Annotated in this window: 27 protein-coding genes, 3 tRNA genes and 1 pseudogene; 16 read left to right on the plus strand and 15 right to left on the minus strand. The window is 61.4% G+C overall.

The features are described 5' to 3' along the window. Positions 1-77: 77 nt before the first annotated feature. Together CLV89_RS08515 and hisA are read right to left on the minus strand one after the other, a co-directional pair. Positions 78-560: a DUF2867 domain-containing protein gene (locus tag CLV89_RS08515; protein ID WP_106163236.1), complete on the minus strand. Its 483-nt coding sequence runs from the start codon at positions 558-560 to the stop codon at positions 78-80. A 163-nt stretch (positions 561-723) separates the two neighbouring features. Continuing rightward, positions 724-1,446 carry a 1-(5-phosphoribosyl)-5-[(5-phosphoribosylamino)methylideneamino]imidazole-4-carboxamide isomerase gene (hisA, locus tag CLV89_RS08520; protein ID WP_106163469.1) on the minus strand — a complete coding sequence of 241 codons (723 nt, stop codon included), beginning with the start codon at positions 1,444-1,446 and terminating at the stop codon, positions 724-726. 184 nt (positions 1,447-1,630) lie between these two features. Here hisA and CLV89_RS08525 point away from each other — a divergent pair, with 184 nt between their 5' ends. Further along, positions 1,631-2,020, plus strand: a complete 390-nt coding sequence (locus CLV89_RS08525; protein WP_106163237.1) for a DUF2147 domain-containing protein — start codon at positions 1,631-1,633, stop codon at positions 2,018-2,020. Between the two features lie 19 nt (positions 2,021-2,039). Here the strand turns inward: CLV89_RS08525 and CLV89_RS08530 are convergent, their stop codons facing one another. Both CLV89_RS08530 and CLV89_RS08535 read right to left on the minus strand, forming a co-directional pair. Further along, positions 2,040-2,357, minus strand: coding sequence for a WGR domain-containing protein (locus tag CLV89_RS08530; RefSeq protein ID WP_243394972.1), 318 nt, complete (start codon positions 2,355-2,357; stop codon positions 2,040-2,042). Positions 2,358-2,407: 50 nt separating this feature from the next. Continuing rightward, positions 2,408-2,944 carry a peroxiredoxin-like family protein gene (locus CLV89_RS08535; RefSeq protein WP_106163238.1) on the minus strand — a complete coding sequence of 179 codons (537 nt, stop codon included), beginning with the start codon at positions 2,942-2,944 and terminating at the stop codon, positions 2,408-2,410. A gap of 138 nt (positions 2,945-3,082) precedes the next feature. Here CLV89_RS08535 and CLV89_RS08540 point away from each other — a divergent pair, with 138 nt between their 5' ends. Beyond that, on the plus strand, positions 3,083-3,811 hold the full coding sequence (locus tag CLV89_RS08540; protein WP_106163239.1) for a helix-turn-helix transcriptional regulator: 729 nt from the start codon (positions 3,083-3,085) through the stop codon (positions 3,809-3,811). Positions 3,812-4,025: 214 nt separating this feature from the next. Here the strand turns inward: CLV89_RS08540 and hisH are convergent, their stop codons facing one another. Together hisH and CLV89_RS08550 are read right to left on the minus strand one after the other, a co-directional pair. Beyond that, positions 4,026-4,664, minus strand: coding sequence for an imidazole glycerol phosphate synthase subunit HisH (gene hisH, locus CLV89_RS08545; protein WP_106163240.1), 639 nt, complete (start codon positions 4,662-4,664; stop codon positions 4,026-4,028). Between the two features lie 72 nt (positions 4,665-4,736). Further along, positions 4,737-5,345 carry a TetR/AcrR family transcriptional regulator gene (locus tag CLV89_RS08550; protein WP_106163471.1) on the minus strand — a complete coding sequence of 203 codons (609 nt, stop codon included), beginning with the start codon at positions 5,343-5,345 and terminating at the stop codon, positions 4,737-4,739. An 84-nt stretch (positions 5,346-5,429) separates the two neighbouring features. On the opposite strand from CLV89_RS08550, the gene CLV89_RS08555 reads away from it, so the two are divergent. Next, the gene (locus CLV89_RS08555; protein WP_106163241.1) at positions 5,430-6,062 is read left to right on the plus strand and encodes a DUF2306 domain-containing protein; all 633 of its coding nucleotides are present in this window, start codon (positions 5,430-5,432) and stop codon (positions 6,060-6,062) included. A gap of 81 nt (positions 6,063-6,143) precedes the next feature. On the opposite strand, the gene hisB is transcribed toward CLV89_RS08555, so the two are convergent. Further along, positions 6,144-6,731, minus strand: coding sequence for an imidazoleglycerol-phosphate dehydratase HisB (gene hisB, locus CLV89_RS08560; protein WP_106163242.1), 588 nt, complete (start codon positions 6,729-6,731; stop codon positions 6,144-6,146). Between the two features lie 191 nt (positions 6,732-6,922). Between hisB and CLV89_RS08565 the strand changes: the two genes are divergently transcribed. Further along, the gene (locus CLV89_RS08565; protein WP_005652398.1) at positions 6,923-7,162 is read left to right on the plus strand and encodes an Lrp/AsnC family transcriptional regulator; all 240 of its coding nucleotides are present in this window, start codon (positions 6,923-6,925) and stop codon (positions 7,160-7,162) included. A 148-nt stretch (positions 7,163-7,310) separates the two neighbouring features. Here CLV89_RS08565 and CLV89_RS08570 read toward each other — a convergent pair whose 3' ends face one another. From CLV89_RS08570 to CLV89_RS08585, 4 genes are all read right to left on the minus strand, one after another. After that, a complete protein-coding gene (locus CLV89_RS08570) occupies positions 7,311-8,663 on the minus strand; it encodes an aminotransferase (RefSeq protein ID WP_106163243.1) in 1,353 nt (450 codons plus the stop codon). A 144-nt stretch (positions 8,664-8,807) separates the two neighbouring features. Further along, a tRNA-Gly gene (locus CLV89_RS08575) sits at positions 8,808-8,882 on the minus strand. A 168-nt stretch (positions 8,883-9,050) separates the two neighbouring features. Then, a tRNA-Gly gene (locus CLV89_RS08580) sits at positions 9,051-9,125 on the minus strand. A 172-nt stretch (positions 9,126-9,297) separates the two neighbouring features. After that, positions 9,298-9,372 (minus strand) — tRNA-Gly (locus CLV89_RS08585). Between the two features lie 307 nt (positions 9,373-9,679). Between CLV89_RS08585 and CLV89_RS08590 the strand changes: the two genes are divergently transcribed. Continuing rightward, positions 9,680-10,267, plus strand: coding sequence for an outer membrane protein (locus tag CLV89_RS08590; RefSeq protein ID WP_106163244.1), 588 nt, complete (start codon positions 9,680-9,682; stop codon positions 10,265-10,267). 125 nt (positions 10,268-10,392) lie between these two features. On the opposite strand, the gene CLV89_RS08595 is transcribed toward CLV89_RS08590, so the two are convergent. Beyond that, positions 10,393-13,833 carry a pyruvate carboxylase gene (locus tag CLV89_RS08595; RefSeq protein WP_106163245.1) on the minus strand — a complete coding sequence of 1,147 codons (3,441 nt, stop codon included), beginning with the start codon at positions 13,831-13,833 and terminating at the stop codon, positions 10,393-10,395. Positions 13,834-14,258: 425 nt separating this feature from the next. On the opposite strand from CLV89_RS08595, the gene CLV89_RS08605 reads away from it, so the two are divergent. Next, entirely contained in the window at positions 14,259-14,693 is a 435-nt protein-coding gene (locus CLV89_RS08605; protein ID WP_106163247.1) for a BLUF domain-containing protein, read from the plus strand. A 100-nt stretch (positions 14,694-14,793) separates the two neighbouring features. On the opposite strand, the gene CLV89_RS08610 is transcribed toward CLV89_RS08605, so the two are convergent. Together CLV89_RS08610 and CLV89_RS08615 are read right to left on the minus strand one after the other, a co-directional pair. Continuing rightward, positions 14,794-15,966, minus strand: coding sequence for an alpha-hydroxy acid oxidase (locus CLV89_RS08610; RefSeq protein ID WP_106163248.1), 1,173 nt, complete (start codon positions 15,964-15,966; stop codon positions 14,794-14,796). 69 nt (positions 15,967-16,035) lie between these two features. Further along, complete coding sequence (locus tag CLV89_RS08615; RefSeq protein WP_106163249.1) at positions 16,036-16,479, minus strand: BLUF domain-containing protein; 444 nt, start codon at positions 16,477-16,479, stop codon at positions 16,036-16,038. 265 nt (positions 16,480-16,744) lie between these two features. Here CLV89_RS08615 and CLV89_RS08620 point away from each other — a divergent pair, with 265 nt between their 5' ends. Continuing rightward, the gene (locus CLV89_RS08620) at positions 16,745-19,201 is read left to right on the plus strand and encodes an ATP-dependent helicase (RefSeq protein ID WP_106163250.1); all 2,457 of its coding nucleotides are present in this window, start codon (positions 16,745-16,747) and stop codon (positions 19,199-19,201) included. A 414-nt stretch (positions 19,202-19,615) separates the two neighbouring features. Here CLV89_RS08620 and CLV89_RS08625 read toward each other — a convergent pair whose 3' ends face one another. Beyond that, positions 19,616-19,834 (minus strand): DUF1127 domain-containing protein, encoded by a 219-nt coding sequence (locus tag CLV89_RS08625; protein WP_106163251.1) that lies wholly within the window; start codon positions 19,832-19,834, stop codon positions 19,616-19,618. 319 nt (positions 19,835-20,153) lie between these two features. On the opposite strand from CLV89_RS08625, the gene CLV89_RS08630 reads away from it, so the two are divergent. The 9 genes and pseudogenes from CLV89_RS08630 to CLV89_RS08665 all read left to right on the plus strand — a co-directional run bounded on the left by CLV89_RS08630 (position 20,154) and on the right by CLV89_RS08665 (position 26,328). Beyond that, on the plus strand, positions 20,154-21,233 hold the full coding sequence (locus CLV89_RS08630) for an Mrp/NBP35 family ATP-binding protein (protein WP_106163252.1): 1,080 nt from the start codon (positions 20,154-20,156) through the stop codon (positions 21,231-21,233). A 31-nt stretch (positions 21,234-21,264) separates the two neighbouring features. After that, complete coding sequence (locus CLV89_RS22595; protein WP_165798107.1) at positions 21,265-21,432, plus strand: hypothetical protein; 168 nt, start codon at positions 21,265-21,267, stop codon at positions 21,430-21,432. A 284-nt stretch (positions 21,433-21,716) separates the two neighbouring features. Then, positions 21,717-22,112, plus strand: coding sequence for a hypothetical protein (locus tag CLV89_RS08640; protein ID WP_133166710.1), 396 nt, complete (start codon positions 21,717-21,719; stop codon positions 22,110-22,112). Positions 22,113-22,128: 16 nt separating this feature from the next. Beyond that, positions 22,129-22,452 (plus strand): hypothetical protein, encoded by a 324-nt coding sequence (locus tag CLV89_RS08645; RefSeq protein WP_106163255.1) that lies wholly within the window; start codon positions 22,129-22,131, stop codon positions 22,450-22,452. Continuing rightward, positions 22,449-22,850, plus strand: a complete 402-nt coding sequence (locus tag CLV89_RS08650) for a DUF4376 domain-containing protein (protein ID WP_106163256.1) — start codon at positions 22,449-22,451, stop codon at positions 22,848-22,850. The genes CLV89_RS08645 and CLV89_RS08650 overlap by 4 nt, the downstream gene beginning before the upstream one ends. Positions 22,851-22,986: 136 nt before the next feature. After that, positions 22,987-23,190 carry a Com family DNA-binding transcriptional regulator gene (locus CLV89_RS23215; RefSeq protein WP_207796903.1) on the plus strand — a complete coding sequence of 68 codons (204 nt, stop codon included), beginning with the start codon at positions 22,987-22,989 and terminating at the stop codon, positions 23,188-23,190. Then, positions 23,162-23,632: pseudogene (locus tag CLV89_RS22900) on the plus strand (DNA cytosine methyltransferase); the annotation flags it as partial. The gene CLV89_RS23215 and the pseudogene CLV89_RS22900, both read left to right, overlap by 29 nt. Before the next feature lie 28 nt (positions 23,633-23,660). Continuing rightward, entirely contained in the window at positions 23,661-24,056 is a 396-nt protein-coding gene (locus tag CLV89_RS22905) for a hypothetical protein (protein ID WP_243394981.1), read from the plus strand. Positions 24,057-24,867: 811 nt separating this feature from the next. After that, positions 24,868-26,328, plus strand: a complete 1,461-nt coding sequence (locus CLV89_RS08665) for an SEFIR domain-containing protein (protein WP_106163258.1) — start codon at positions 24,868-24,870, stop codon at positions 26,326-26,328. Positions 26,329-26,578 lie beyond the last annotated feature (250 nt).

The raw sequence follows: 26,578 nt of genomic DNA on the forward strand, positions 1-26,578 counted from the left end.
GCAGTGATGACAGTGCCCATCGTGCCCGATGACACAGGGTTCGATGGGTGCCGCGATTTGCGGCCCGGACGGCGTCTCTATCCGTTGCTTGCAGAGGCCATGGTCCGCGTCCCCGCGCGTGAAATCCGGCGCATGGCATCGCGCACGATCAGGATATGAAACGGCATGACCACCATCAGGTAGACCCGCCCGATCCAATTGTTGCGATGCACCCATGTGGCCATGTGGATGCGCCCATCCTCGCGCCGCACGCAAATGCGGAAATTCAGGTGGCTGTCGTCGGTGCCAAGGATCAGCTCCTGCGCGTCCTCATGGGTGATAGGAAAGATCGCCCCTTCACCCGTGTTGCTGACCTCGGTCTTCAACCCGAGGGGCCGCACGATACGATTGCGCAGGGCAAGCAGGGTGCCAGCCCATTTGGGCATGCTCAGGCCAATATCGGCGGCGTCTCGCGCTGACAGGCTGCTCTGCACAGCGTAGCCATCGATAAAGTCTTCAGGCTGCACGCTCTGCCACAGGGCGGAAGCACGGGGCAGGGGGCACTTTTCGATTTTTGACATAAGGTTGGTCTCCTCTGGTTGCAGCGTCTCAGCTAAATACGCCGCAAGCCAGAGGGCGTGATGCCGCAGATCACGTGTTGAAGAGCAGAGGCGCCCCGGCGCAGAGGCCAAGGGCAAAACTCGTTCAGACGAAATCGCGGGGCCGATTGTGGTGGCAGGGGGCTCAGCCCTTCATAACCGCCAGCGCCTCGGCAAGATCAATGGCGCCGTCGTAAAGCGCGCGACCGGAGATGGCACCGTTCAGCGGCGCACCACAGGACTTGAGCGCGCGCAGATCGTCGAGCGATGAGACCCCGCCCGAGGCGATCACCGGGATCGAGACCGCATTGGCCAGCGCTGCCGTTGCATCGATGTTGGGGCCTTTCATCGCCCCGTCCCGCATGATGTCGGTGTAGATGATGGCCGCAACGCCTGCATCCTCAAAGGACCGTGCCAGATCGGTGACCTCAACGTCGGTTTCCTCCGCCCAGCCTTTCGTCGCGACCTTGCCATTGCGGGCATCTATGCCGACCGCAACCTTGCCGGGGAAGGCGCGCGCCGCCTCGCGGACCAGATCCGGGTCTTCCACCGCAACGGTGCCCAGGATCACCCGCGCCAGCCCCTTGTCCAGCCAACGCTCGATGGTGGCCATGTCGCGGATGCCGCCGCCCAGCTGTGCGGGCACCTGTGTCTGTTTCAGGATCTCTTCGACCGGTGCGGCGTTGACAGGTTCGCCCGCGAAGGCGCCGTTCAGATCGACCAGATGCAGCCATTCACAGCCCGCCGCCACGAACTCCAGCGCCTGCGCGGCGGGGTTGTCGTTGAACACGGTGGTCTTGTCCATGTCACCGTGCAGAAGCCGCACGGCCTGGCCGTCCTTGAGGTCGATTGCAGGGTAGAGGATCATCGGCTGCGCCCTTTTGGTCATGCTTGAATGCGTCGGCTGCCCTTTTGCCCAAGCTCACGGTGAATTGCAACGCGCCTGCGTGGGCCGGAGGTGCGACCGCACCCGGATAGGGCGACCCAAGGTCAGTCTTGCCTGAATGCGGCGCTGTCGGTCAGACTTCTGCCAGAATAGGGAGGACACAACCATGAAACAGATGATTGCAACCCTTGCGGTTTCACTTGGCCTGGCCGGTGCCGCGCTTGCCGCTGATCCGGCGGAGGGGACGTGGAAGACCCAGCCGGATGATGGATCCTACGCGCATGTGGCAATAGCCCCCTGCGGCAGCGCCGTCTGCGGCACGATTGCGCGGACGTTCAATGACAGCGGCGAGTATAAATCGCCCAATCTCGGCAAGACGCTGGTGATCGACATGGTGCCCCAGGGCGGCGGCGCTTACGAAGGGCAGGTCTGGCGGCCGTCCAACAACAAGATCTACATCGGCAAGATGGATCTGAACGGCGACAGCCTGCGCCTGCGGGGCTGCGTCGCGGGCGGGTTGATCTGCTCCAAGCAGACCTGGACACGGGTGAAGTAAGACCCCTCGGGTGGCGCGTTCAGAACAGCCCCATCTGCACCGGGATCGGCACGAAGCCCCGCTTCACCTGCCGGTCCCGCGTAGTCTCGAAGAGATCCTGCGCCTCATTCAGGGAGCTGCAATAGTTGCGCCGCTCCTGTCCGCCGGGCTGACCGATCGGACCTGAGGCCTGCACCACACACCAGTCGCCGAATAGCGTCTGTGTCAGGCTTAGCACCAGATAGCGGTGCTGCCCGTCCCGGTGGCTGAATTTTTCAAAGCGCAAGTACAACGTAAAACGGGCCTGACCGTTGAAGGTGGTCAGGCCCGTATGCCTTGTTGCTATGCCTATGTCCATTGCTCACGTGGCTGTCGGGGACCGAGGATGCAGGACGGATGCGGGGGCGATCAAACGGCGCCGGTATACTCGCCGCGCGCCGGGTAGTTGTTGGCGATGGCAAAATCCAGTGCCGACACCAGTTCGGAGAAATGAGGCCGGACAAACGGCATCGTCTGAACCGAGCCATAGTAGAGCGTTTGTTCCGGTGACACCATGAACAGGCCCGGCTCGGAGAACAGGGCGGGCTCTTCCAGGCCGATGGAGGTCATGCCACGCGAAGTGGAGATATAGAGCCCCCAGTCCTTGGCCACATTCAGCGGTAGATCATAGGCAAAGCGCAGGTTTTTGGCCTCGATCTTTTCCGCCATCAGGCGGGTGCGTTCTTCGCCGTCAGAGCTGATGGCGATGCAGTTGACACCACGCTCGGCAAAATCGGCCGCGCGCTTTTCGAACTCTTTCAGGTAATTGGCGCAGATCGGGCAGTGCAGGCCGCGATAAAAACAGATGACGGTGCCGCGCTCTGAGGTTTCGGTCGAGAGGTCGAAGTGACCACCGCCCAACAGGGGCAGGGACAGGGCAGGGGTTTTCTGGCGGGGGATCAACATGAGGCAGTCCTATGTGTAAGTGAGGTGATGGAGGCCGTCGAAAGGCTGAAACCTATATCGCCGAAGTTGAGGCTTGATAATTCCGAAAAACCTGACACGTTTGCCGAAGTCTTGCCAAATAGTCTTACAGGAGATGCCATGGACCGGCTTTCCAGCCTCATCTCTCGATTTCGTATGCGGGTGAATATCGCCTCTCCGTCTGAGGCGAATCTCCTGGTGCTGACATCACCCGAAGGGGCGGCGGAGACGGTGCTGTTCTGCGCACAGGCACCGTTGCTCCCGCCGCGGGACGGTGCGTGCCTCGCGCTGCGCGTGGAGTGGGCCGGGTCACATAATCCGCTGATTTCCGCGCTTCCTGCCTGGGTGGAGGTCAGATTGGCGCAGACTCCGCAGCTCGCCGCGCTTCTGACGTTGATGCGTCAGGAAGTTGAGTGCCACAGATGCGGCGCAGAATCCGTGTTGAGCAGTCTTGGTCAGGCGTTCATGGTGCGTCTGCTGCGCCATCTGATCGAGGCTGGCACGGCGGAGCCTGGGCTTTTGGCCGGGCTGTCGGACCTGCGCCTTGCGCGGGCCATCGTGTCGATGCACGACCATCCGGGGCGTTTGTGGACGACACAGGATCTGGCAACCGAAGCCGGGCTGTCTGTGTCCCGATTTTCCGAATTGTTCGCGGCCCAGGTCGGAGAAACCCCGATGGGGTATCTGCGCCGTTGGCGGTTGACCCTCGCCCGGCAGGATTTGATCCGCGGTGATCGGGTGGAGGCGGTGGCGCGTCGCTACGCCTATGAATCGCCCGAAGGGTTCACACGCGCTTTTCGCAAGGCCTACGGTGTCGCACCAGTCTCCCTCAGGCATAGCGCCGCCTGAGGGGAGGGGTGCGTTTGGCTCTCCTGCGGCGTGTTGTGCAAAACAGGGGCTGGCGTGTGGCGGTCCACGTCTTTGTGTGACGTGATGGCCAAACGCCGCGCGCCCGCCCCTCGATGGGGCGGGCGCGCGGGCCTGCCGGTGGCGCGCATGCGGCCAAGGGCCCCATGCGCGCGCCGCCCTTACGGGCGGCAGGCGTCCAGATCAGAGCAGGTTGTCAGGGGGTCCAGGTGAGGAAGTTGCCGATCATCCTGAGGCCCACATGCTGGCTCTTCTCCGGGTGAAACTGCATGCCGAGCATGGTGTCGCGCCCGATCACCGCCGTGACATCGCCCGCATAATCGACATGCGCCAGACGTTCAGCGGGATTGGCGACGCGGAAATGATAGCTGTGCACGAAATAACAGTGATCGCCCGTGGAGATGCCATCAAACACCGGGTGGGGGTGGTCGATCACCAGATCGTTCCAGCCCATATGGGGCACTTTCAGGCGCGCGTCCTCAGGCGTGATCTTAACCACGTCGCCGCCGACCCAGCCAAGGCCCGGCGTCTCGGAATATTCGTGACCCGTCGTGGCCATCAACTGCATGCCGACGCAGATCCCGAGGAAGGGGCGGCCCTTCACCTCTACGGCTTCGACCATCGCGTCATAAATGCCTTTGTGGCCGCGCAGTTCCGTCGCGCAGGCGGGAAAGGCACCGTCTCCCGGCAGCACCAGCCGGTCAGCGCGCGCCACCACGTCGGCATCGGACGTCACCACCACCTCGCCTGCGCCCACCTCGGCTGCCATGCGCTGAAACGCTTTTTCGGCGGAGTGCAGGTTACCGGATTCGTAGTCGATGATGGCGGTCAGCATAGGAAGACGTCCTCATTGTCATGCGCCCCTGAAGTGGCGGGAAACCGCGCGAGGGTCAAGAGGCGCAGGGGATCACGTGGTGCCCGATGTTCCCAGCGCATTCAGCAAGCCGAGGATCTGGTCAAACAGCCCGTCCTCCAGCGGCCCACCCGGCGCGCCGAATTCGCCCGCCAGGCTCAGCATGGTGAAGCCATGGATCAGCGACCAGACCTGCAGCTCGATCACCCGCGCAGTGGTGCCCTCGGGGACAAAGGGCGCGCAGACCTCGCGCAGGATCTGATAGGCGTCTGCGTCTTCGCGCGCACCACCGGGCACCAGCCCCGCCAGCCCCCGGTCGCCAAAGATCACCCGCAGGATGCCACCATGATCGACGCCAAACTGCAGGTATCCCCGGCAAATCGACTTGAGTTGCCCGCGCGCGCTTTGGTCACCCTGCGCGCGCGCCTCGCGCATGTAGTTGGAAAAGATCCGAAATCCTTCAGCCGCAATCGCCGCCTTCAGCCCCGCAAGCCCGTCGAAATGATGCGCCGGAGCGGCATGGGAGACACCGGCCCGCGCAGCGCATTTGCGCAAGGTCAGCGCCTCTATCCCGCCCTCTTCCAAGAGGTCGATCCCGGCGCGCACCAAGGTGTTGCGCAGGTTTTTCGGCTGGGCGTGGGAAGAGGGGGATGAGGCCGTCATGAAGGCAGGATCGATGAGGAGCTTGACGGTGTCAAGTTTGATCACTACTTTACAGTGTCAAGTTGGCCGTAGAGGAGTCAAAGCATGACACGTCACTTCTGGACCGGGCGCCGCCTCGCATGGGGGCTCGGCACACTCTGGGTGCTGTCTGTTCTGATTGCGCTGGGATCGCTGCGGTTCCTCGTGGCGGAGATTTCACTGGTGATGCCGGCGATGGTGCATCACCTGCTGGCGCGTCCGGTGGTGCTGTACCTGCATATCGGGCTGGCGCCGGTGGCTCTGGGGCTGTTGCCGGTGCAGTTTTCGCACCGATTGCGTGGCAGACGTCCGGGCCTGCACCGATGGGGTGGTCGGCTCTATGCGCTGTGCGTTCTGATGTCCGGGCTTGCCAGCCTGTGGCTGGCGTATACCACGGCCGAAGGCGTGGTGGCGGGGCTTGGTTTTGCGCTGCTGGCGGTGGTCTGGCTGGCAACTACGGCGATGGCGGTGATCGCCGCCCTGCAACGGAGGTTTGCCCAGCACAGGGCCTGGATGATCCGCTCTGCGGCCCTGACGTTGGCAGCGGTGACATTGCGGCTTTATCTGCCCATCGGCATGACGACTGTGGGGTTTGAGGCCAGTTACCCTGTGATCGCATGGATCTGCTGGGTGCCAAATCTATTGGCGGCAGAGTGGCTGCTGCGCCGTGAGGTGCACGGGGCCGTGTCTGCGGGGTGAGCGCTGCACCAACGCATGTATTTAAAGCGAAAAGGCCCGGGCTGTGCCGGGCCTTCGCATCAGAAAACACCCTGAGAGGGCTCAGAGCGCGCCTTTGGTTGAGGGCACGGCGTCGGCCTTGCGCGGGTCGACCTCAACGGCGGTGCGCAGCGCGCGGGCCACGGCCTTGAATGCGGCCTCGGCGATGTGGTGGCTGTTCACCCCATGGATCTGGTCGATGTGCAGGGTGATGCCGCCATGGGTCGCAAGCGCCTGAAAGAACTCGCGCACCAGTTCGGTGTCGAAAGTGCCGATTTTTTGCGTCGGCAGATTCACATTCCACACAAGGAAAGGTCGGGCCGAAAGGTCCAGCGCGGCACGCACCTGTGCGTCATCCATCGGCAAGTGGCACTCGCCGTAGCGGTTGATGCCCTTCTTGTCGCCAAGCGCCTGCACCAGCGCCTGACCCAGCGCGATTCCGGTGTCTTCGACGGTATGGTGGTCGTCGATGTGGTAGTCGCCCTTCGCGCGGATGGTCATATCGATCAGCGAGTGGCGCGACAGCTGGTCCAGCATGTGGTCAAAAAAGCCAACGCCGGTCTGATTGTCATATGTGCCGCTGCCGTCGAGGTTGACGGAGACGGAGATCTCCGTCTCGGCGGTGGAGCGGGAAACCTGGGCTGTGCGCATGGTGAAATCCTCATTCTGTCGGCTAGGCTTATAGGGTGCGGGGTGGCGCAGGCTCAAGGGGGATCGCAGGATTGCTGTGCCTCTGCAGTGCCTTTGTGGCGCATCAGGGGCGCTCAGGGGTGGGATTGCCCTTTTTCGCGCTGCATGCGAGGTTGCCGGGCAACCAGACCTGACAGAAGCTGAGGCGAGAAATGTCCACCTGCGTCTTTATCCAGATCCGCTGCAAACCCGGCACCACCTATAAGGTGGCCGAGGATATTGCGCTGCATGAGATCCATTCGGAGCTTTATTCCACCAGCGGGGAGTATGATCTGCTGATGAAGCTCTACATCCCCTCGGGCGAGGATGTGGGCAAATATATCAACGACCACCTGTTGCAGATCCCCAATATCGAGCGGTCGCTGACGACGATGACGTTCAAGGTTTTCTGAGGGTTGCCAAAAGGAGCGCCTTGCGGCGCGCAGGTTGCGCTTTTCCTTGTAGGAAAAGCCTGTTTCGAGGCGCTGCCTCGGGCTCCGGGATATTTGGAGTTAGAAGAGGAAAGGCGCCCGTTTTGGTCGGGGCGCCTTTTGTTTTAGGTCAGCTACTCAAGAGGCCTTCGGATTTTAAGGCCTCATAGGCGGTGTCGACGCCTGTCTTGGTGCGTTTGAGCATCTCGTCCACCTCAGGTTTTGTGATGATCAGCGGCGGGCAGAAGGCGAGCGCGTTTCCGGCCACGGCGCGCAGGATCAGGCCTGCGTCCTGGCAGGCTTTGACTGCCAAAGCACCGCCTTTGCCGCCGGCAATTGTTGCGCCGGTGGTCTTGTTGGAGACCAGTTCGAGCGCCGCGATCAGGCCTTTGCCGCGCACCTCACCCACCAGCGGGTGATCGGTGAAGATCTCGCGCAGCTGCTCTTGCATATAGGCGCCCACTTCGGCGGCGTGGTCAAAGATCTTGTCGCGTTCGTAGATTTCCAGCGTTTTTAGGGCGGCGGCACAGGCGGCGGGGTGGCCGGAGTAGGTATAGCCGTGGCCAAAAACGCCGACCTCATTGGTCTGATCCACCATCGCCTTATACATCCAGCCGGGAATGACCGAGGCGGAGATCGGGAAATAGGCCGAGGACAGCTGTTTGGCAAAGGTCATCAGGTCCGGCTTGATGCCCATGGTGGTGCAGCCGAAATCCGCGCCTGTGCGACCAAAGCCACAGATGACCTCATCCGCCCAGATCAGGATGTCATGTTTGCGCAGGAGCGCCTGCAGCCCCTCGTAGTAGCCTTCGGGGGGGACGATCACGCCGGAGGCTCCGGTGATCGGCTCTACGATCATCGCGGCGATGGTGTCGGGGTCTTCGGTGAGGATCTGGTCTTCAAGGTTTTGCAGGATGCGTTCGACAAACTGCGCCTCGGTCTCGTTGCCCTGACGGCCAGTGTAGTAATGCGGCGCATCGGCGCGCAGGATCGACAGCGCCTCCAGCGGGGCGTCGAAATGGGCGAGGTTGGCGGGCAGGGAGGTCAGCGAGCCCGCCGCCACCGTCACGCCATGGTAGCCGCGCTCGCGGGTGATGATCTTGCGCTTTTCCGGCTTGCCGATCGCGTTGAAGTAATAGCGCAGCATCTTGTAGTGGCTGTCATTGGCATCCGAGCCGGAGTTGCCAAAGAAGAAATAGGCATCCTCCACCGGCACCATTGCCTTGAGCGTCTCGGCCAGTTGCATCACCGGCGCGTGGGTCTTGCCGCCGAATGTGTGCTGGAAGGGCAGGCGGTTCAGCTGGTCGGTGATCGCCTCCACCACCTCGGTGTTGGAATAGCCCAGCGAGGTACACCACAGGCCCGCGAGACCTTCGATGTATTCCTTGCCGGTGTCGTCATAGACGTAGATCCCCTCACCATGGGTGATGCAGAGCTGCTCCGTCGCGGTGAAATTCGTCGTCGGGTAGATCACGCTCGCCATCTGGCCAATCCTTTGCTGTCACAGGTTGGGACAAGGATTGGCGCGCATTTGAGAGTCAGTCAAAGGATTTTGATCAAAAATCACAAGCGCCTGTTCTGAAAAGCGAAAAGCCGCATCTGATGATGCGGCCTTTTCGGTTCCAAATGGAGCGGGCGAGGCGATTCGAACGCCCGACCCTAACCTTGGCAAGGTTATGCTCTACCCCTGAGCTACGCCCGCGCTGCCATTTGGTGAGCCGGGGTTTAGGCAATCCCGCCAAAGGCTGCAAGCGGAAAATTTGCGCATCACAGCAAAAACTTCTGTGTGTCGTCAGGGGCGGAGGATGCGGAATGAGGCGCCAGAAAAGCGAAAGGCCACATCCGAAGATGTGGCCTTTTCGATTTCGAATGGAGCGGGCGAGGCGATTCGAACGCCCGACCCTAACCTTGGCAAGGTTATGCTCTACCCCTGAGCTACGCCCGCGCTACCATTCGGTGAGCCGTGATTTAGGCAATCCTGCCGTAGGCTGCAAGGGAAAAATGCGAATTGGGTGAATTTGTTGGCAAGGCTCTGCATCTTGGCGCTGAGCGCAGGCTGCTGCCAGACGACAAAAGCGAAAGGCCGCATCCGAAGATGCGGCCTTTTCGGTTCCGAATGGAGCGGGCGAGGCGATTCGAACGCCCGACCCTAACCTTGGCAAGGTTATGCTCTACCCCTGAGCTACGCCCGCTTACCTATTCGGTGAGCGGGATTTAAGAAATCTCGACAGGGGCTGCAAGCAGAAAATGCGAGGAGGGACTATTTCGCCGCCTCCCGTCTTTAAGGGCCGGGATTTTGGCTGCAGTAAAAAGGTTCCATGCAGATTTGCAGGGCAGCGCGCGAGTGGCGGGATTATGCAGACGGGAGGCTGGGAAAACGGCAGTTTTTTACCGGCTTTATGGTCGCTCGCACGCAGTTGGGGCACAGAGGTTGTGGTGACATTCATGGAGCCCATGTTCTCCACACAGCGAAAGGCTGCAATAAATGGAGACAACATCATGAAGCGCATCATCCTCGCATCTACCCTGTCGATCTCGGCCTCCGCAGCGGTGGCTGGCAATCTGGACGAGCCGGTTGTCGAGCCTGCACCAGCCGCCCCGGCCCCTGTGGTCACGGCTGCGCCGGACACCGATTGGACCGGCTTCTACGGCGGTCTGCAATACGGACAGGGCGAAGCGGACCTGTCGCAGGGCGGCGCCTCTGCATCCGAAGATTTTGACGCCTTTGGTATTCACGGCGGTTATAACCACGACTTCGGCCGCTATGTGGTCGGCGGTGAGCTGATGTATGACGACATCAGCGGCGACAATGGCGGCGACGGCGATATGACCTCGCTGCGCGCCCGCGCCGGCATGGATCTCGGACGGTTCATGCCATATGTGACCGCAGGCGTGTCGCATCTGTCGCTCGCCTCCGGCGGTGCCGATATTTCCGAGAACGCGTTCACCTATGGTGTGGGTGCGGAATACCTCGTCAGCGAGCGGTTCAGCGTCGGTCTTGAGTACACCAAGAGCGACTTCAGCGATATTCCGGCGGGCGAACTCGACACCGACAAGGTGCAGTTGCGCGCCTCCTACCGGTTCTGATCGACCGCAGCACCGATCCGGTGTGGATCGGTATGCGTCGTGGCATAAAAGAAGAGGGGCGGTCTCTAACCGCCCCTCTTTGCATTCTGGATCTGTGTTTGGCGTCTGAACGCTGACGCGCGGCCTTACTCCAGCTCGACCAACAGGTCCTTGGCGTCGATCTGGCCACCGGGCTGGACGTGTACGGCCTTCACCACCGCGTCGCGCTCGGCATGCAGGCCGGTTTCCATCTTCATCGCCTCGATGGTCAGCAACAGGTCGCCGTCTTTCACCTTCTGGCCTGGTTGCACCCCGATGGAGGCCACAACCCCCGGCATCGGCGCGCCGATGTGATCCGCGTTACCAACCTCGGCCTTGGGGCGGGCGGCGGTGGAGGATTTCACCAGACGATTCGGCACGCGAATGACGCGGGGCTGGCCGTTCAGTTCAAAGAACACCTTCACTTCACCCTGTTCATCGGTCTCGCCGATGGCCTGCAGGCGAATTTCCAGCTTCTTGCCCGGATCGATCTCGGCGGTGATCTCGTCGCCGGGCTCCATGCCGTAAAAGAAGGTCTGCGTCGGCAGAGCACGGACCGGACCGTATTGGCGGTGGCGGCCCATGTAATCCAGGAAGACCTTGGGATACATCAGATAGCCATTGAGATCCTCGTCATCGACGGTGAGGCCTTCCAGCTCCTTCGACAGATCCGCGCGGGTGCTTTCGATATCCACCGGCTCCAGATGCGCACCGGGGCGTTCGGTGTTCGGGGCCTCGCCCTTCAGCACCTTCTTGACGATGCCGTCGGGGAACCCACCCGGAGGCTGGCCGAGGTTGCCGCGCATCATGTCCACCACCGAGTCGGGGAAGGAGACGTCGGATTTCGGGTCTTCGACCTGCGCGCGGGTCAGGCCCTGAGAGACCATCATCAGCGCCATGTCACCGACCACCTTGGACGAAGGTGTCACTTTCACGATGTCACCGAACATCTGGTTCACATCGGCATAGGTCTGGGCGACCTCGTGCCAGCGCTCCTCCAGGCCAAGGCTGCGCGCCTGTGCCTTGAGGTTGGTGAACTGGCCGCCGGGCATCTCGTGCAGATAGACCTCGGAGGCCGGCGCCATCAGGCCGCTCTCGAACGCTGCATATTGCGCGCGCACGTTTTCCCAGTATTCCGAGATTTCGCGGATGTTGCCGATGTCCAGACCGGTGTCGCGGTCGGTGTTCTTCAGCGCCTCCACGATGGACCCCAGACAGGGCTGCGAGGTGCCGCCAGAGAAGGCATCCATTGCCGCATCCACCGCATCGACGCCCGCATCCGCAGCCGCCAGAATGGTCGCGCCCGCAATGCCGGAGGTGTCATGGGTGTGGAAGTGGATCGGCAGGCCGACCTCTTCCTTCAGCGCCTTGATCAGCAGTTTGGCAGAGGCCGGTTTCAACAGCCCCGCCATGTCCTTCAGGCCCAGCACATGGGCGCCCGCCGCTTCCAGTTCCTTGGCCATGCCGACGTAGTATTTCACGTCGTATTTGGCGCGCTCGGGATCAAGGATGTCGCCGGTATAACAGATGGTGCCTTCGCAGATCTTGCCGCTCTCCACCACGGCGTCCATGGCGACGCGCATGTTCTCGACCCAATTGAGGCTGTCAAAGACGCGGAAGACGTCGATGCCTTTGGCGGCTTCCTTGACGAAGAACTGCACCACATTGTCGGGATAGTTGGTGTAACCCACCCCGTTGGAGGCGCGCAGCAGCATCTGGGTCATCAGGTTCGGCATTGCCTCGCGCAGGTCGCGCAGACGCTGCCAGGGGCATTCCTGCAAGAAACGATAGGCCACATCGAACGTCGCCCCGCCCCAGCACTCGACCGAGAACAGCTGGCTGAGGTTTTGCGCATAGGCAGGCGCCACCTTGATCATGTCATGGCTGCGCATGCGGGTGGCCAGCAGGGACTGGTGGCCATCGCGCATGGTGGTGTCGGTAAGCAGCAACTGCCGCTGCGCCGTCATCCAGTCCGCGACGGCCTTGGCGCCCTTCTGCTCCAGCAGGTTGCGGGCACCATAGGGGGTGTTGCCCTTGTCGACCTTGGGCGCGCGCGGCTCCTTCAGGTCGGGATGCGGCGCGGCGCGGCCCTCGGTTTCCGGGTGACCGTTGACGGAGATATCCGCGATATAGGTCAGCACCTTGGTGCCGCGGTCGCGGCGCTTGGCAAAGTGGAACAGCTCCGGCGTCTCGTCGATGAACTTGGTGGTGTATTCATTCGACAGGAAGGTCGGATGCTTCAGCAGGTTCTCGACAAAGGCGATGTTGGTGCTGACACCGCGCACCCGGAATTCGCGCAGCGCGCGGTCCATACGGGCGATCGCCTTCTCCGGCGTTGGCGCCTTGGCCGTCACCTTGGTCAGCAGGCTGTCATAGTACCGCGTGATCACGCCGCCCGCATAGGCGGTGCCGCCATCCAGACGGATGCCCATGCCGGTGGCAGAGCGATAGGCCGTGATGCGGCCATAGTCGGGGATGAAGTTGTTGAGCGGATCCTCGGTGGTGACGCGGGTCTGCAGCGCGTGGCCGTTGAGGGTGATCTCGTCTTGGCTGGCCTTGCCGGTGGCCTCTGCCAGCGTCTTGCCCTCGGCAATCAGGATCTGTGCCTGCACGATGTCGATGCCGGTGACTTCTTCGGTGACGGTGTGTTCCACCTGCACCCGCGGGTTCACCTCGATGAAGTAGAACTTCTCCGTCTCCATATCCATCAGGAATTCGACGGTACCGGCGCATTCATAGTTCACATGTTGGCAGATCTTGCGGCCCAGATCGCAGATCTCGGTCCGTTGCGCATCCGTCAGATAGGGCGCAGGCGCGCGTTCCACGACCTTCTGGTTGCGGCGCTGCACGGAGCAGTCGCGCTCAAACAGATGGTAGATCTCGCCGTGCTTGTCGCCGAGGATCTGCACCTCGACGTGACGGGCGCGGGTGATCATTTTCTCCAGATAGCCCTCGCCATTGCCGAATGCGGCTTCGGCCTCGCGGCGACCTTCCAGAACCTTCTCTTCCAGCTCGTCCTCAGAGTGGATCGGACGCATGCCGCGTCCGCCGCCCCCCCAGGAGGCCTTCAGCATCAGGGGATAGCCGACCTCACCCGCTTCCTTGCGGATCGCGTCCATGTCGGTGCCCAGCACCTCGGTGGCGGGAATGACCGGCACACCGGCCTCTACGGCCACGCGACGGGCGCTGGCCTTGTCGCCCAAGGCGCGCATGGTCTCGGCCTTCGGGCCGATAAAGGTGATGCCGTTGCGCGCGCAGGCGTCCACGAAATCGGGGTTTTCCGACAAGAGGCCATAGCCCGGGTGGATCGCATCAGCACCGCATTCCTTGGCGACGCGAATGATCTCGTCGATGGAGAGATAGGCCGCGACAGGGCCGAGGCCCTCGCCGATGCGATAGGCTTCATCCGCCTTGAAGCGGTGCAGGCCCAGTTTGTCCTCCTCCGCATAGACGGCGACGGTGCGTTTGCCCATTTCGTTGGCGGCGCGCATCACACGGATGGCGATCTCACCACGGTTGGCAATCAGGATTTTGTTGAACTCAGTCATCTTTCCCCCGAGGTCTTTATGGGTTGGGCAAGTGGTGAAGGCTGTATGACACGCGGACCATTTGGTCCTCTGGGTGTCTGCGGCATGATTGCGCTCACTTGCGCCCCTTTTCTTGAATTCCGGCAGGTGGGCGTGCCGAAATGCGAAATTGAAGCCGAGAACTCCCGGCTTTTGCCGCCACGGCAGGCCGTTTGGGAAGGCGGGCTGGCGATGTTGTACCGAGCGATCGCGCTTGGTGCACGCATTTTTTTGCACTGCAGCATTTTGAGGGTCGCCTTTCGAGCGTTAACCACTCTTTCGGATAGGACTTCTATTCGAGCGTATTTCGGATAAATTTTAATCAACATCGACGGATCAGTCAGAAGCGATCCTCCAGACCACCGCAAAGCAAGGTCACACGCTCAACGAAACGAAGGACTCAACAGATGCATCGCTTCATTTATGCCAGCACCGCTTCCCGTGACCTTACCGCGCAGCAGATCGCGGACATTGCGGGGGCCTGTCACCGGAACAACCGGCGCGCGGGTCTGACGGGGCTGCTGGTGGTGCATCAGGGCCGGTTCCTGCATATCCTCGAAGGCGACGAAGCCGCAATTCGCCGCCGTGCGCAGATGATTCAGGACGATCCGCGACACCGGGATTTCGAGGTGATCGAAGCCTGCGAGATCCAGATGCGCGCCTTTGACGACTGGACTTTCGTGCATGAGACACCCGCAGCACTGCCGCTCCTTGGCAACGAAAGGGTGAAACCGCTGCGTGATCTGATGCCGATCAACAGCCCGTTTCGCGGCAATGATCTTGCGGTCCGTCACAAGGTTCGTGATTTTCTGGCCAGCTTCAAACAGCTTCTGGCGGCTTAGGCCAAAAGAAATTTTACCACCAGTCTGACCCGGGGGGGAACGGCGGGGGATGGCGCGGTCCTTGGGCGAGGATCGCGCCTTTTCTGTAGTTTGGGCGCAGTCAGTCCAGGTTCAGGCGCTTCAGATCGCGTGCGGATTTCAAATCGGAAATGCCCAATTGCCCCATGTTCGCAGCCAGATCCTTGGTCAGCATGTCGGTCAGATGCGCAGGTCCGCGTGCGCCCAATGCGGCAAGCGCATAGTGCCATGCGCGCCCCATCATCACGAAATCTGCGCCAAGCGCCATGGCGCGCAGGATGTCCAGCCCGCCCTCGATCCCGCTGTCGAGGATCAGCGGCAGCGGGGTGGCTGCTCGGATTTCCTCCAGAACCTCGATCGGGGCGGGGGCCGCATCGAACTGGCGCCCCGCATGGTTGGAGATCCAGATCGCATCAGCGCCCGCAGCCTCCAGCCGGGGGACATCTTGCGCATTCAGCACGCCTTTTACCACCAGCGGCCCGTCCCAATGATCGCGCAGCCAGTCAAGATAGTCCCAGTCCGGCGCAGTGCGCAGCAGATAGCCAATATGCGCCGTGGAGGACAGGGCGGAGGCGGCGGCACCCTCAATGTATTTGTCCAGCGTGCGCATGTGGGGCATGCCGCCATCGCCCTTGTGTTGCATCGCCATGCCCAGGGCCCAGGTCGGGCGCTGCGCCACCTGCGCCAGCAGGCGCGGGGTCAGCCTTGGCGGTTGTGTCAGGCCAGATCTGACCTGGCGTTCCCTGCGCGAGGCCACCGGCACATCCACCGTCAGCACCAGCACCTTGAACCCGGCATCGCGCGCACGGGCCAGCATGTCCTTACGGATGGTCTCGTCTTTTGGCGGATAAAGCTGGAACCAGCCGTGCGCGCCCAGATGTGGTGCCAGGTCTTCCGGGCTTTGGCTGGCGACCGTGGACAGGCCATAGGGCAGGTTCGCGGACTTTGCATGGCGCGCCAGATGTCCCTCTGCGTCCGGCCAGACCAGCCCCGACATGCCCACCGGCGCGATGCCAAAAGGCAGGGGCAGGGTGGAGCCGAACAGCTCCGTGCTCAGATCCACGTCCTGCGGACCGTTCAGTATCGCGGGCATCAACCCGATCCGGTCGAGGCAACGGCGGTTGCGCGCTTGCGATGCCTCCCGCCCGGTGGCGCTGTCGAGATACTCCCAGACAAATCGGGGAAGGCGGCGGCGGGCGTGGGCGCGCAGGTCGTCGAGACCGGGGAAACGTTGATCCAAATTCATGCCGCGCATTCTTTGGCGTCCCGCAGCGGGTGTCCAGTGGAAATGCGCGACCGGTCTTGAGTATCCGAGGGGGGGCGGTTAGGCCGCAAGACCGCCGGAAAACACAGGCAGCACTTGCCGCATCGGACGGGGCTGGTGACGCCCGGGGCGCGGCTGGGAAAAATCCCGTGGCGGCAGGTCATTCAGCAGCGCCAGCGCCTCGTGCAAGGTCTCGGCGATATCCTGCGGCAGCGCATCAATGTCGTGATGCTCCATGCCGCTGGCGCAGAGCGGCACGTCGATCCCGTTCGTGCCCAGCAGCTGCAGGCTATGATGTCGGGGATCAAGCCGAAGACGTTCAAACCGCGCCATGACCTCTGCCTCCGGGCCCTCCAGCATATGGATGAACCGGCCTTCGTGGTAGAGAAGGGCACCACGCAATCCGTTTGCCTCGTTGCGACGGCGGGATTTTTGCACGATCGCAATGACGGCCTCGTCGGGCATCTGGTGAACGGCCTCGCTTATGTAGATCAGTCTGAACATCAACCCGTCCTCCGTATGTGGCCAAACTCTTCGCTTGAATTCACCCTATCATGCGTGCGGGAACCGCCCCAGCTGTCAGGCGGTTAACGTTTTGGTCAAGCGGTCACGCGACCTATCCAGATGTACAGCGATGCCAACCTGAGGGCTTTATCCAGCGCATTCGGACTGATAAGCGCGGTGGCGGAAAGAGCGGAAGACGTGCGTTCGGAACATAGCATGAACACACCTCTTCCCGTTATCGCTGAATCACGCTAGGATGAGCCCCATGAGCAGTTTCGACGAAATGGACGCCTTCGAGGGCGCATCGCTATCCGCCCGCGCCATGGCCGCGCGGCCCACGCCCTATATGGACGGGCTGAACCCCGCTCAACGCGAGGCGGTAGAGACATTGGACGGCCCGGTGCTGATGCTGGCTGGCGCCGGGACCGGCAAAACCAAGGCGCTGACCACGCGCATCGTGCATCTGCTCAGCACAAACAAGGCGCGCACCAATGAAATCCTCGCGGTGACCTTCACCAACAAGGCCGCCCGCGAGATGAAGGAGCGGGTGGGCCGGATGCTGGGCCAACCGGCCGAGGGCATGCCCTGGCTCGGCACCTTCCACTCCATCTGCGTCAAGCTGCTGCGCCGCCATGCGGAACTGGTGGGGCTGAAATCGAATTTCTCCATTCTGGACACCGACGACCAGATCCGCCTGATGAAGCAGCTCATCCAGGCCGCCGGCATCGACGACAAGCGCTGGCCGGCCCGGATGCTGGCCAATATCATCGACGACTGGAAGAACCGCGCACTGACCCCGGAGAAGGTGCCCGCCAGCGACGCCAGCGCCTACAACTATCGGGGCACCGAATTCTACGCCCAGTATCAGGCGCGCCTGAAGGAGCTGAACGCGGTCGATTTTGGCGATCTGCTGCTGCATGTGGTGGAGATCTTCCAGAACAACCCGGATTTGCTGGCGCAGTATCACCGCTGGTTCCGCTACATCCTGGTGGACGAGTATCAGGATACCAACGTCGCCCAGTATCTCTGGCTGCGACTGCTGGCATCGGGGCACAAGAACATCTGCTGCGTCGGGGATGACGACCAGTCTATCTACGGTTGGCGCGGTGCCGAAGTGGGCAATATCCTGCGGTTTGAAAAGGATTTTTCCGGCGCCAAAGTGATCCGGCTGGAGCAGAACTACCGCTCCACCGCCCATATTCTGGCGGCGGCATCTGGCGTCATTCGCGGCAACGAGGGGCGTCTGGGCAAGGAGCTGTGGACCGAGGCCGACGGCGGCGAAAAGGTCCGCCTGATCGGTCATTGGGACGGCGAGGAAGAGGCCCGCTGGATCGGCGAGGAAATCGAGGCGATGCAGCGCGGCAGTCGTGGCATCCGGCCCATCGACCTCAACGAGATGGCCATCCTGGTGCGTGCCTCGCACCAGATGCGCGCCTTCGAAGACCGTTTCCTGACCATCGGTCTGCCTTATCGCGTCATCGGCGGTCCGCGTTTCTATGAACGTTTGGAAATCCGTGATGCCATGGCCTATTTCCGTGTGGTGATCTCACCCGACGATGATCTGGCCTTTGAACGCATCGTCAACACGCCCAAACGCGGTCTTGGCGACAAGGCGCAGCAGAAAATGCAGATGATCGCCCGCGAAAACGGCGTGTCCCTGCTGGAGGGCGCCCGGATCGCGGTGGAAGAGGGCCACATCAAGGGCAAGGGCGGCGCGGCCCTGCGCCGTCTGGTCGAGGATATCGCCCGCTGGGGCCGCATGACCCGCGTGGTGGCCCCGCCCCAAGGTCCGGAAGACGCGGTGCTGGAGGCCACCAGCTTTGACGCCTTCACCTCTGGCGAGCCGGAGGTTCCGCATGTGGAACTGGCCGAGATCATCCTGGATGAGAGCGGCTACACCACCATGTGGCAGAACGACAAGACGCCGGAGGCCCCGGGCCGCCTAGAAAACCTCAAGGAACTGGTCAAGGCGCTGGAAAACTTCGAGAACCTGCAGGGCTTCCTCGAACATGTCAGCCTGGTGATGGACAACGACAAGCAGGATGCGGAGCAGAAGGTCTCTATCATGACCCTGCACGCGGCCAAGGGACTGGAGTTCCCGGCGGTGTTCCTGCCGGGCTGGGAGGACGGCCTGTTTCCCTCGCAGCGCTCGATGGATGAAAGCGGCCTCAAGGGGCTCGAGGAAGAACGTCGCCTGGCCTATGTGGGCATCACCCGGGCCGAGGAGGTCTGCACCATTTCCTTTGCCGGAAACCGGCGGGTGTTTGGCCAATGGCAGTCGCAACTGCCGTCACGATTCGTCGACGAGCTGCCCGAAGAGCATGTGGAAGTACTGACGCCACCGGGGCTCTACGGCGGGGGCTACGGCGCGGCGGCGCCGGGCGCGGCGCGTGGTTTTGGTGAGGCGACCAATGAATACGGCCGCTCCACCATCGAGGAGCGGATGGCCAATGCAGATGGCTACAATTCTCCGGGTTGGAAACGCATGCAGGCGCGGGCTGGCGAACATGGGCTGAGCAAACCCCGCGAGAGCAAGACCCAGGTGATCGACCTGACGGCCACCTCTGCCTTCACCATGGGCGAGCGGGTGTTCCACCAGAAGTTCGGCTATGGCGCGGTCATCGGCATCGAGGGTGACAAGCTGGAAGTGGATTTCGAGAAGGCCGGGACCAAGAAAGTGGTAGCCCGCTTTGTTTCCGCCAGCGACGACGTGCCGTTCTGACACTCTATTGACCACCCAGGCGGGCGGATCGCTATTGCGATCCGACTGTCTGTCGGGATCGGATCGCTAAGGCGATCCGACCCGGGCGGCGGGGCCGCAGGGGCATGCGCCCCTGCGGCCCCGCCGCCATCCCCTAATTGCAAATGATGACGCAAAAAATCCGCCGCGGCGTGACCGGGGCGGAGGCGTCTGGATTCACAAATGGGGGAGAGAATAAGGAAACGGCGGCGCCCAGGGAGGAGGAGGGGCACCGCCGTTCTGTCAAACACCAGGTTAAAGGGAGGAGGAAACCCGGTGCATCTGATCCCGGCGCGAGGCCGGTATTAGGTGCGGTGGCATCAGGGAGGAGGGAGATGCCACCGCGTAGGACAGGTCCTTAAGGGAGGAGGAGAAAGGACCTGATCTCTTGTGTTCTTACTTATCGCCGTAGGCGGCCTCGATGGCGACGCGCTTCAGCATGGAGCGGTTCAGCCCCAGATCCGCCAGTTCGCGACCGGTCAGAGCGTTCAGCTCATTCAGGGTCTCGCGATACACGCGGTATTGAGCGAACTTTTCACGCGCGCCCTGGATCATTTGCGTCACGCCACCGGTGGTGAAGGGGGTATGTGTATTGATCTGGTTCAGGATCGCCATTGCTTTGTCTCGCTCGTCATCGTCGGGGCCGTGTGCCCGTCTGTCTGTGTGTCTCTGTTGATCCTTAAGATACCCAAATGCTGCAAATGCACAATCCGGGGATTGGTCATTTCTGCTATGCAGCAAGTGCATGGGTATAAGGGATATTCTTCCACGTTTTGCCCAAAGTCTGCGCGACAATATTTCCTTTCGCCACATATCTGGGCAAGAATTTGTCGCCATGCCTGTTAGCGCTGTCAATTTGTCGCTTGGGCCCCGTGCATGCAGCGCATATATCCGGTGAAAGCCCGAAGCGATGGCCCAAAAAGGAGTAGTCCCCATGTCAGTGACCAAGGAAGAGATTCGCGCCGCACTGGAGCGTTTGGAGCTTCCCGACGGTGGCACGTTGGTGTCGCGCGACATGCTGCGCGCCCTCACCATAGAAGGTGACACCGTGCGGTTCGTGATCGAAGCGCCTTCGCCGCAGATCGCCGGGCAGATGGAACCGCTGCGCCGCGCGGCACAGGCCTGCGTCGCGGAACTGCCGGGGGTCGAGGAGGTCTCGGTGGTGCTGACCGCCCATGGTCCGGCACAGGCCGGCCCCCAGAAAGCCGCACCCAGCCTCAAGCTGGGCGGTCATCCCAAACCGCAGGCCGCACCAATGAAGCCCTCGGGCGTCAAGCGTATCCTTGCCATCGCCTCCGGCAAGGGTGGCGTCGGCAAATCCACCGTCAGCGCCAATCTCGCCGTGGCCCTGGCGCGGCAGGGGCGCAAGGTCGGCCTGCTGGACGCGGATATATACGGTCCCTCGCAGCCGCGCATGATGGGGGTCTCCGGACGCCCCGCCAGCCCGGATGGCACCACGATCGAGCCGCTGCACGCCCATGGGGTCACGGTAATGTCGATCGGCTTCATGGTGGAGGAGCGCAAGGCGGTGGTCTGGCGTGGCCCGATGCTGATGGGGGCGCTGCAGCAGATGCTGGGGCAGGTGAACTGGGGTGAGCTGGACGTGCTGATCGTCGATCTGCCACCGGGCACCGGCGATGTGCAGCTCACCCTCTGCACCAAGGCGGAGCTGACGGGGGCCATCGTGGTTTCAACACCGCAGGATGTCGCGCTGCTGGATGCCCGCAAGGCGCTGGACATGTTCGACACGCTCAAGACTCCGGTGTTGGGGCTGATTGAGAACATGTCCTTCTTTACCTGTCCCGATTGCGGCGGCACTCACAACATCTTTGGCAATGGCGGTGTCGCGGCCGAGGCCGAGGCCCTGCGTCTGCCGCTGCTTGGCGCACTGCCGATCGACCTTGAAACACGGTTGGCCGGGGACGGTGGCACGCCGATTGCGGCCGGCGATGGGCCGATGGCCGAGGCCTACGCCCGTATCGCGAGCGGGCTTGTCGAGGGCGGCATGGCCTGATCAACGACCTGCCACGCCTCGGGCCAAGTCGATGCAAACCTCCGTGGGCAACCACTCGGCGGCGATTGATCAGATCAGCACCGGCGTGGATGGTCTGAAGGCGGAGTATGTCATGCGCGCTTCAGCCAGTGGCGTGGTTGGCGGCGCGGTGATTGGTGCGGACGCCGGGGATGGCCGCGGGGTAGGCGTCCAGCGATGACGCACCACCCGGCAAGCTGATGAAAGTGTCAGCCTTTGGCCTCGGCGAGATCACTGAGCCCAGCCTCCCGGGCGATGTGTTCCAGTTCAACGCAACGGGTGTCTACTACGCGCGGCCAGCGAGTTCACTCGGTGCAGGTGATACGCCTTATCAGGGCAATTTCCATGTGTGGAAATCCCAACGGGATGAGGACTTTCGAACCGCGCTCCTTATCGCGCAGGGCGTGCGGAGCCTGACGCATAATTGGCGTCAGGCACGGCTCTCTTCAGGGTCCATGGGGCCGTTTGTTTCATACTGAAAACGTGGTTGGAACCGTCTCGCAGTCCGCAGGCAAGGTCACGGGGGCCGCGGTGCAATACGGCAGCGGGCCGGGCGGCAAGTTCCGCCGCTTCGCTGACGGCACGCAGGAATGCTGGGTCACCAGCCCGGAGGTCGTGACCGATACGCTGGTCGACTCGCGCGACATCTCCGCCGAGGGGTGGGAATGGGATTTTCCGGCCGGGTTCCTCTCGACGCCGAATGTCCATGTCACCGCTCGCCGTTGGTCCGGTGCGCATGCGCTTAGCGCCATGAATGGCTCGGGCACCTTTGGCATCAATGGCTGTAAGCTGCTGCTGTCCACGGAGTACGAGGGCAACTCTGGCTTTCTGCACGGCTATGCCATTGGCCGCTGGTACTAAGACAGGAGACACCCAGATGCATGAGATTGAATTTTCCCCGCGTGCCGGTCTGCCCGGTCAGCGCGAAACACAGGCCACTGTCAGCGGTGACACGGTGACAGTGGACGGCATCGCCTATGACCTGTCCGCCGTCCCTGAGGGCGGGTTTGCCGAGGCTGACGGCGACCAGCACCCGTTCCGGGGGCGCATCGCGCGCAGCGGTGGCGTCTTGCGCTATTGCCTGCGCTGGCGGTTTGACCCTGCCACGGCAGAGCCAGCCCAGCCCGAAGCGATGCCCTCTGCAGCGCTGACCGCTGGCCCGGTTCCAGATCCCATCATCCGCCGGGAGGGCGCAGCATGACGTTTGAATTGAAGATCACCACCGCGGAGCAAGTCATCGAACAGGACCGGGCCAAGGCCCTGTCCAGCCTCGCCGATTTCCGCTGGCAGTGTGCCATGGCGGGCGTGGTGCTGCCGGGCGGTCTGCATATTCCGGGCGATGAGGTGACGCGGCTGTCGCTCTCCGGCGCGGTCAGTGCTTTGCAGCAGGGCATGATCTCCGAGCCGCTGGCGTGGAAGACGCCCACCGGCTTTGTCGAGCTGACGCAGGTGCAGGTCGAGGCGGCGGCGCAAGCGGTGGTGCAGCACATTCAGGCCTGCTTTGTCGCCGAGGCCACAGTGGCCGCGCAGATCGAGGCGACGGGCGATCCCGCAGGCTTTGACATCCAGACGGCCTTTGGCGCGGCGCTGGCCGCATAATGCAATCGGGAGGCTGAGAGGCGCGCAAACGCCTCTCAACACGGGGCCAACATTCTCACAAGTAACCCCGCCGACCAGCTTACACTTCATGGCCGCCTCCTGTCCTCGAGGACGGCCTTCTTTGGAGTGATTCCACTTGAAGCTGCAAGACCAACGTTGTGGTGGATGCCGCAAGTTGCTATTCAAACTGGAGCCCGGCGCACTTGTCGGGGCGTTGTCTATCAAATGCCCCAGGTGCCGCGCTCATATCGAATTGAGGCCCTTGAGCCCTTCACCAGAACGCCCCGAGCGTGACGGAAAGGACCCAAAGTGTGGCTCTTTGTTCCCCCCGACGACTTGACGAGTTTCTCGGCATCAGCCTTTGCGCCGGTGTCGCAGGACTTGATCTCGGCCTTCACCTCGCAGAATCCGGATATCGAACTGTGTGTTATGTCGAACGAAACAGTTTCGCCGCGGCCACTCTCGTGGCGCGGATGGCGGACACGTCCCTGGATCCGGCTCCTGTTTGGGACGATCTCAAATCCTTCGATGGCAGACCGTGGCGTGGCCGCGTTCATATTGTCACTGCCGGTTATCCCTGCCAGCCCTTCACGCTCTCCGGAGTGCGGCGGGGAGAGCAGGACCCACGCCATCTCTGGCCGGACGTCGCACGGGTTGTGCGGGAGGTCCGGCCCGAGTGGTGTTTCTTCGAGAACGTCCCAGGGCATCTCACCCTTGGCCTGCAAGACGTCGTCGGAGATCTTCAGGGCATGGGCTACCGGGTTGCAGCGCGCATCGTATCAGCGGCGGAAGTCAGCGGGACGCATACCCGTGAAAGGCTGTTCATTCTGGCCCACGCCGACGTTCAAGAGCGGGGGCAACCGGGCGTGCATCGTCGGCACGCCTCAGGGTCTGCAGTTCAAGGCGGATCTGAACCAGACTGGCAAACAGTTCGGGATCAAGAACGCAGCCAGTGCCTGGACGCTGATGTGGGATCTGATGGGAGCGGCGGGGTGGACGCCGCAGCGGTTCCGCTCTTCCCACCGCTTCCGGGTGATTTTGCTGAGTGGGGAGAAACACTCCGGCGATCCCCTGAGCTTAAACCCTGCGTTCACGGACTGGATGATGGGGTGGCCTTCGGGCTGGAGCGATCCGCTGCAGCCGGCAACGGGGTGGTCCCAATGGCTGCGGCGCGCGCGTTCCTCGATCTGCAGCAGGAGCTTGTAGTGTGAAACCCACTTGAAGGGGCGTTCAACGCCCCTTCAATCCCACCTCAGCCCAAAACTGCGTTGCTGTAAAAAAGTCTGTAAATCACTGTAAAAAAGTCCGTCACGCTACATCCGTCACGCTACAAATGTAGGGTGACAGACTTATTTACAGTGATCCCGGAAGAGGACCGAAGAAGACGGAAGATCTCGGAAGGCCAACAAAATAGGGCTATGAGGCAACAATCGGACGTATAAGCGCCATTATGTGCTGTTTTGCAGTAAATCGCGATTTGCCCCCAAACTGGGCCGCAGGCGCTGGAGTGTCGATGTGGATGGTTGTGCGGGGGGCAACGGGCAAAACGCCGTTTAAACAAGGCTTCAAAGGCTCGCTGAAGCAGCCGTCGCAGAGTGGAATTTGTCGGAAAGCTAAGCTCGGAACTGGGACCATCGCTGCTCAGTTCGATTTTGCGGTCCCAGCTCGGTGTTTTTGTATTCAATAGTAGCGAGTTAGCTGCTGGCGGTGGCGTTGAGTGGGCGTGTCGAACTGGGACCTGATTTCAGCACCAGCGACTTCGTTCATACCTTGATTCAGTTCGTGAAAAGAAAGGTTCTCAGCCCCCTGCAAAGCACACAGAAGTTTCGCTCTTCGCTCAGTTGCAGGCGGCAGTACAGCTTTCGGATTGCCTTCATACAATGCTACCGTGGATTGTGCTACGGCACTGCAGGCGTAGCGTGTCGTCTCAGCTTTACAAGCTAGAGATAACTCGTTCAACGTTGGGGTGCTATGACGCGAAATAGTATAAATTAAACGATTCTTTAGAGAGAAGCGTATGTCTGAAGACAACCTGACACCGCCAAAAGCATTCGTATCCTACAGCTGGAGTAGCCCCGAGCACGAGCACCGTGTACTTGACCTGGCCAGAGACTTACGCGAGTCAGGTGTAGATGTAATCCTCGATAAATGGGACCTGCGCGAGGGCCAGGAAGCATCTGCGTTTATGGAGCAAATGGTCACTGACGATAGTATCACGAAGGTGATTATCGTTTCGGACCGTAGCTACCAAGAGAAATCTGACAATCGTTCGGGCGGTGCCGGAACAGAGGCGCAGATCATATCTCCCAAGCTCTATGCCGGCGAGGATGAGGGGAAATTTGTAGCTCTGGTTTTCGAGCGGGATGAGCAAGGGAGGGCCTGTTTACCTGCTTATTATACATCACGTATCTTTATTGACTTTACTGATGCGGCGCGCGCCACGGACAGCTTCGAACAGCTCGTTCGTTGGGTTTTCAATAAGCCGCTCCACAAAAAGCCAAAAATCGGTCGTGCGCCCGCGTATCTCGACGCTGAGAAAGGTGGAGTCACAATCGGTACTGGTGCGGCGTACCGTCGAGCACTAGATGCTGTACAAAACAGTAGGCCGCATGCCTTCGCCGCCACGCAGGAATACCTGACGTCTTTTACCGATAAGTTGCCTGCGTTTCGGATTAACGTCGACACTGATCTGGATTCTGAGGAAATCATTGAGAACTACCGATCCTTCTTACCTTATCGCAATGAGGTAATCGGTCTAGTTCGTGCGATCGCGCGGGCAGAGCCAGATCCGCGGTACGGCGACGCCTTGCACGAGTTCTTGGAGCGATTTCTCCCGCTCTTTCATCCTTCGCCAGACATGGGCCAGTATCGCGAGAAAGACTTCGACAACTATAAGTTCTTCGCTCACGAATTGTTGCTATATCTCTGCACCATCGCGGTGGTAGACAAACGCCCGGACCTCTTAGAGGCGCTACTGGAGCGACCGTACTATGATCGAGAACGCAGCGAGCGCGGAGGTCTAGCATTGGAATCTTACGAGATATTCGCACATTTTGACAGGCTACTTGAGCGTCGCAACAAAGCGTTGGGCCTGAACCGGTCTTCACTTCAGGCCGATATGCTGCAGGAGCGTGCGAGTGGAAGCGGTTTCCGATTTGAGCAACTGCAGCAAACGGACTTAATCCTTTACCTGAGGCTTGCGCTCGTCGCCCCGAGTTCATTTTGCCGCTGGCGCCCGATAACCCTGTTTCTCTTACGGCGTAGCCAAAGTCCATTCGAGGTGTTCGTACGGGCGCAATCAAAGAAGGAACTTGCTCGACTTCTGCCTATGCTTGGTCTGGAAAGTCGAGAACCGCTGGACACATTAATTGAAGGGTACGCAGATAACAGCGTGACGGCTCCGAGTTACGATCAGGGGTGGCGGAGATTGGATGTCGCTCAATTTATAGGGTATGCCGAATTGGGTTCGCGCCCTTAAAGAAGTCTGCTGTCCGTCCTCTCATCGAGTTGACCTTGCTACAGGGGGCGAACAGGCGTCTTACGTATCGGGCAGCGTTCTTGCTTCGCTAGTCGCGAATTTCGGCACATTCAGAGACCGCAGCGAGGCCTGGTGATTTATTGCTGCAGTGCAGCGCGTCGAGGTGGTTTCTCTGGTTTTGCATGCACGGACCTTGGTCATAGGCGTCAATGCGGACCAGATTAGTATTTTGCCTAAAGTGTCGAACATC

The organism is Tritonibacter scottomollicae, from assembly GCF_003003215.1.
Classification (GTDB): Bacteria; Pseudomonadota; Alphaproteobacteria; order Rhodobacterales; family Rhodobacteraceae; genus Epibacterium; species Epibacterium scottomollicae.